Below are 4,765 nucleotides of genomic sequence, written 5' to 3'. Positions count from 1 at the left end.
AGAAAACGTGGATCAAACATTGAATGAACTTAACCAAGTTAAGGAAAATGTTGATACGAAGGTTAATGAACTACATGAGCGTAAACAAATTGCTGATGAAAAAATCAATGAGATTAAACAACGTAAAGAAGAGTTAGATGCAAAACTTCAGCAAGACAAGCAAATCGCCGAAGATAAAATCGCTGAAATGAAAGAGCATAAAAAACAAGTAGAAGACAAAGTTGCTGAAGTTAAAGAGCATAAGCAAAATATCGATAACAAAGTGAATGAGATTAAAGAGCATAAACAAACTGTCGATGAAAAAGTGAATGAAATTAAGCAACATAAAGAGAACATCGATCAAAAGGTTAATGAACTTAAGGAAGTTAAAAAACAGGTAGATGAAAAATTAGCTGAGTTAAAGAAAGCAAAACAAACTGCTGAGGACAAACTTGCTGAGCTAAAAGAAAATAAGCCGAATACTGGTAACACGTTAGAGGAACTTAAGAAAATTAAAGGCAATTTAGATAGTCTTTCCACTAACTTAGAACTAGCTAAACAAGATGTAAAAAACAAACTTGCTGAATTACAAAAAGCTAGAGAAGAATTACTAAATAAAATTAACGAGATAAAACAAGCGAAACAAACTGTTTCAGATGATTTAACAAAGAAAAAACAAGACTTAGATATTAAAATCAACGACTTTAAACATACTGAGAAAAAAATTGAAGACAAATTAGCTGAGGTACATACAACGAAGCAAAATGTAGATAACAAAATTAATGAAGTATCTCAATCAAAACAAACTGAAACAAAGACTGGTACTACAAACACAAACAATAATGCTAAAGAACTTCCTAACGCTGGTAGTGAGCAATCAAATAATATGGCTTTAGGTATGTTATCTGTATTAGGCGGCGTTTTATTACTTACGCGTAATAAAATTAAAGCGTTATTCTCAAAATAAAGTGAAACTTTAATCAGTGGGGTTTTCTTCATCCCCCACTGATTATTAGTTGAACCAATCGGACTTTTATGGGCAGTTGATCCCCACCTAACTTCTTTGCTTTCGCTGCATTTTGAGGTGGGGGTCTTACTGCCCATTAAAGTGGGATAAAGCACTTATACAAAAGACAACCGCACACTTGTGCGATTGTCTTTTTTCTTTATATTAACTTCCCATCTCGAAGCGTCAATATACGATCACATACATCAAGCATTCTTTCATCATGTGTAATCATAATTGCTGCTTTTTGGCTCTCTTTCACTTCACGTTTCATCATTTCTACAACTTCACGTGCACGTTTCGAGTCTAAGCTAGCCGTTGGTTCATCCGCTAATATTAAATCCGGATTGTTCATAAACGCGCGAGCGATTGCTACCCTTTGTTTTTCTCCGCCGGACAGTTGATTTGGATAATGATTTTTTCTTTCTCCTAATCCAAATGCCGCTAATAAATGATCCGCACGCTTTTCTGATTCTTGTTTATTGTCTTTTTTAAGCTTTGCAATGTAAAGTAATTGTTCTTTTACATTTAAATATGGAACAAGATTTGCGAATTGGAAAATGAAGCCGATTTTTTTCAAACGAATGTCTGTCATTTCCTTTTCCGATAACTTCGTAATATTTTTCTCACGAATGTAAATATCCCCTTTTGAAGGTGATAATAATGCACCCGCGATTGATAATAACGTACTTTTTCCTGATCCAGAAGGACCGACGATTCCGATAAACTCTCCAGCTTTCACATCAAGCGACATCGGATGAAGGGCTGTTACTTCCGTATTCCCTTCTCCGTACACTTTACTTACTTTGTCTAATTTCAATAATGAAGTCATTACATCCCGCCTCCAATTGCTTCTAATGCATCAACTTTTAATACTTGGTATAACGAAATCAGTGTTCCTAAAATACTAATGACGATAAAGATTGCTGCATATTGTGCAATCATCGGTGTTGTTAATAAGAACGGCATACCCGCTGGTAAAATTTGTTCTAATCCTTGTACAAGGACAATACTGATCACCATCGCAACGACTGATAAGAATAACGCCTGCACGACTAAGCTATTTGCTAAATAAGAGTTCTTTGTACCGATTGCTTTTAATACACCTAATTGCTGTGTTTTTTGCAGTGTAATAACGTAGAAGAATACACCGATTAGTAACGCAGCGATAACAAGTAAGAATGCAATGATCATCGTTAATGTTCCTTGCTCTTCTTTAAATCCTGGAATACTTTGCAGTACTTCTTTTTTGTCGATAACATGTGCATTTTTAATTTCTTTATCTGTATTCAGTGCAATTGCACTATAATCTTTTTGGTTTGGTTGTGAAATAGAGCCCCATACGTCTTCATTTACATACACAACTGGTGTATGGCTAAACATTTGGTCTTTCGTAAATCCAACAATTGTAAATTCTTTCTTTGAAACAGGATCAATAATTGTATCTCCAATATCGATTCCTTTTTCTTTAATTGATTCATCAGCAACCATTTCGTTGTTTGCTGTACCTAATTTCTCACCTTTTACAATGTTCGGTTCTAAAAATGAATCACGTTCACTTGAGAAAATAGCAACATCCACTTTTTTCGAACTATCTTTCTTTTCATACGTTGAAACTTTCACGCGAAACGGAACGGCCTCTTTCTCGCCTACTTGATTGACTACGTTATCTACATCGTCTTTCTTAATTTGTGAACGAAGTAATTTATTTTCCGCATCATCCGCTAAAACGAACTTATTTGCCTCCATATTTTGAATCGATGAAGCATTATCATATGATAGTCCATTTGCTAATCCTGAAATAACAAGGACTAAAAATGATAATAACACCATAATCAATCCGATTAATCCGTATCTTAATTTTGATTGTTTTAATTCACGCAGAGCTAAAAACATTTCGCTCGCTCCTTCCTCTTTCTTTCTATGCACTTATCATAAAAAAGAAATATGAACGGAATATGAACAGAAGATTACAGAGGGGAAGATTTAATTTTCAGAAAGTATTGAAAATAATTAGAATCCTTGATACAATTCAGTCAAATAATCTTGACCGAGTAATTTCATTTAAGGAGTTGATCATGTTGAAGCCCATGTTAACACTCACTACTTATAGCCAACTAAAAGCAATAAGCGATCCACTACGTGTCGAAATGATGATGCGTCTATGCGAACGTCCTTATACAGGACAACTACTATCTGAGAAATTCGGCATTCCAAGGGCTAAAATTCATTATCATTTAAAAGAATTAGAAAAGAATGGTTTTATAGAAATTGTTTATACAGAAGAAAAGAATGGTATCATTCAAAAGTTTTATCAATCTGTCGCTAGAGGCTTCACCCCTGCCGCAGATCTATTACCTCATTTAGGAATGTTAAGCGAATCTGGTCGCCAAATCTTTTTACAAATGACGGAAATGACGAAAAGCCATATTCTTGCTGCACCGGAAGAAGCTTTTATGTTACGAAAAGTAAGTGAAGACCCAGCTGAATGGAATTACGTTTCATCTTGCTGGGAGTTTGATGCTACGCCAGAACAATTTCAAGTGTGGGTGAAAAAGTTTTATAAAGTGATGTCTGAATTAAACGAGATCACAAAAGATGCAGATAAAGATCCAAATAGTAAATCTTATTACATTTCTACTACTGCACTACAAATCGACGAGCGAGCGATGCAGCGCTTTGTGAAAAAAGAAGAAAAATCGTAATACGATTTTTTTTACACTAACGGTCAAATTTATTTTACCGAATAAATTTATTATAAAGGAGTAGATTAAATGGACTTATTAAAAAATCGGAATTTCCTCTTACTATTTTTAGGGAGAATTTTTACAAACATAGGAGATAGTTTGTATTATGTAGCCGCGATGTGGCTCGTATATAAGCTGAGTGGTAATCCTTTTTATTCTGGATTGGCTGGTTTTCTTACATTATTACCTTCTGCACTTCAATTTCTTACCGGGCCATTCGTTGATAGATGGTCAATAAAAAACACTCTCGTCATCACACAAGTTTTGCAATGCATTCTTATATTAATCATTCCTATTACACACTACTTCGATCTATTAACTGTTCAACTATTACTTATCATCATGCCCATCGTATCCTTTATCGAACAATTCACCTATCCCGCACAATCAAAAGCTTTACCACTTCTACTGCATAAAACACAATTATTAAAAGGAAATTCACTCTTTTCATTTGCATATCAAGGCATCGATTTAATTTGCACGACGCTTTCTGGCATATTAGTAGCACTACTTGGCGCTATCACTTTATACGTAATCGACTCCTTTACATTCGCGATTACTGCCCTTTTGTTCTTTTCATTGAAAATGCCACAGCAAGCAGAAACCAATACATCGCTATCAACTAAGCAATATTTCACTGATTTAAAAGAAGGTTTTTCGATCGTCTTCCGTTCATTAATGGGCGTATTCTTAATCGGTTCAGTAGTCGCTAATTTTTCAATTGGTATGACGATGGCGATACTCCCTTCTTTCGCTGATTCTTTAGGCGGCGTGAAATCATATGGCTTCTTCTTAGCTGCTATATCAGCAGGTAGTCTCATCGGTGCATTATTCAGTTCATGGGTTGGCAAACGTAATGTTGGCCGTGTCTCTATTATTGGCTTTGCGACTGGCGCTATCTTTTGGTTTCTCTCTACCATTGTACCGTTTCAATGGCTTTCTATTTTCTTATTCGGCCTAGCTTGGATTCCAATTGGTGCAACCAACATATTATTTGCGACAATTAGTCAAATTGTAATTCCAAACCAATATA

5 protein-coding genes are annotated in these 4,765 nt (G+C 35.0%); 3 read left to right on the top strand and 2 right to left on the bottom strand.

Going from position 1 to position 4,765, the window contains the following annotated elements; genetic code table 11:
• On the top strand, positions 1–946 hold a 946-nt coding region (locus tag MR113_RS26740), incomplete at its 5' end, for an LPXTG cell wall anchor domain-containing protein (protein WP_242257427.1).
• A 199-nt stretch (positions 947–1,145) separates the two neighbouring features.
• Here MR113_RS26740 and MR113_RS26735 read toward each other — a convergent pair.
• Together MR113_RS26735 and MR113_RS26730 are read right to left on the bottom strand one after the other, a co-directional pair.
• Positions 1,146–1,817 (bottom strand): ABC transporter ATP-binding protein, encoded by a 672-nt coding sequence (locus MR113_RS26735; RefSeq protein ID WP_061677765.1) that lies wholly within the window; start codon positions 1,815–1,817, stop codon positions 1,146–1,148.
• A complete protein-coding gene (locus MR113_RS26730) occupies positions 1,817–2,881 on the bottom strand; it encodes an ABC transporter permease (RefSeq protein ID WP_000477765.1) in 1,065 nt (354 codons plus the stop codon). The genes MR113_RS26735 and MR113_RS26730 overlap by 1 nt, the downstream gene beginning before the upstream one ends.
• Positions 2,882–3,063: 182 nt before the next feature.
• On the opposite strand from MR113_RS26730, the gene MR113_RS26725 reads away from it, so the two are divergent.
• Both MR113_RS26725 and MR113_RS26720 read left to right on the top strand, forming a co-directional pair.
• Positions 3,064–3,690, top strand: coding sequence for an ArsR/SmtB family transcription factor (locus tag MR113_RS26725; RefSeq protein WP_242257426.1), 627 nt, complete (start codon positions 3,064–3,066; stop codon positions 3,688–3,690).
• A 69-nt stretch (positions 3,691–3,759) separates the two neighbouring features.
• Positions 3,760–4,765, top strand: a 1,006-nt coding sequence (locus MR113_RS26720; protein WP_242257425.1) for an MFS transporter, incomplete at its 3' end; no start/stop codon positions are given.

The sequence above is a fragment of the Bacillus cereus group sp. BfR-BA-01379 genome (assembly GCF_022663605.1).
GTDB classification, from domain to species: Bacteria; Bacillota; Bacilli; order Bacillales; family Bacillaceae_G; genus Bacillus_A; species Bacillus_A mobilis.
Note: the sequence above shows the minus strand (reverse complement) of the source record. Positions and strands in the feature narration are given on the sequence as shown.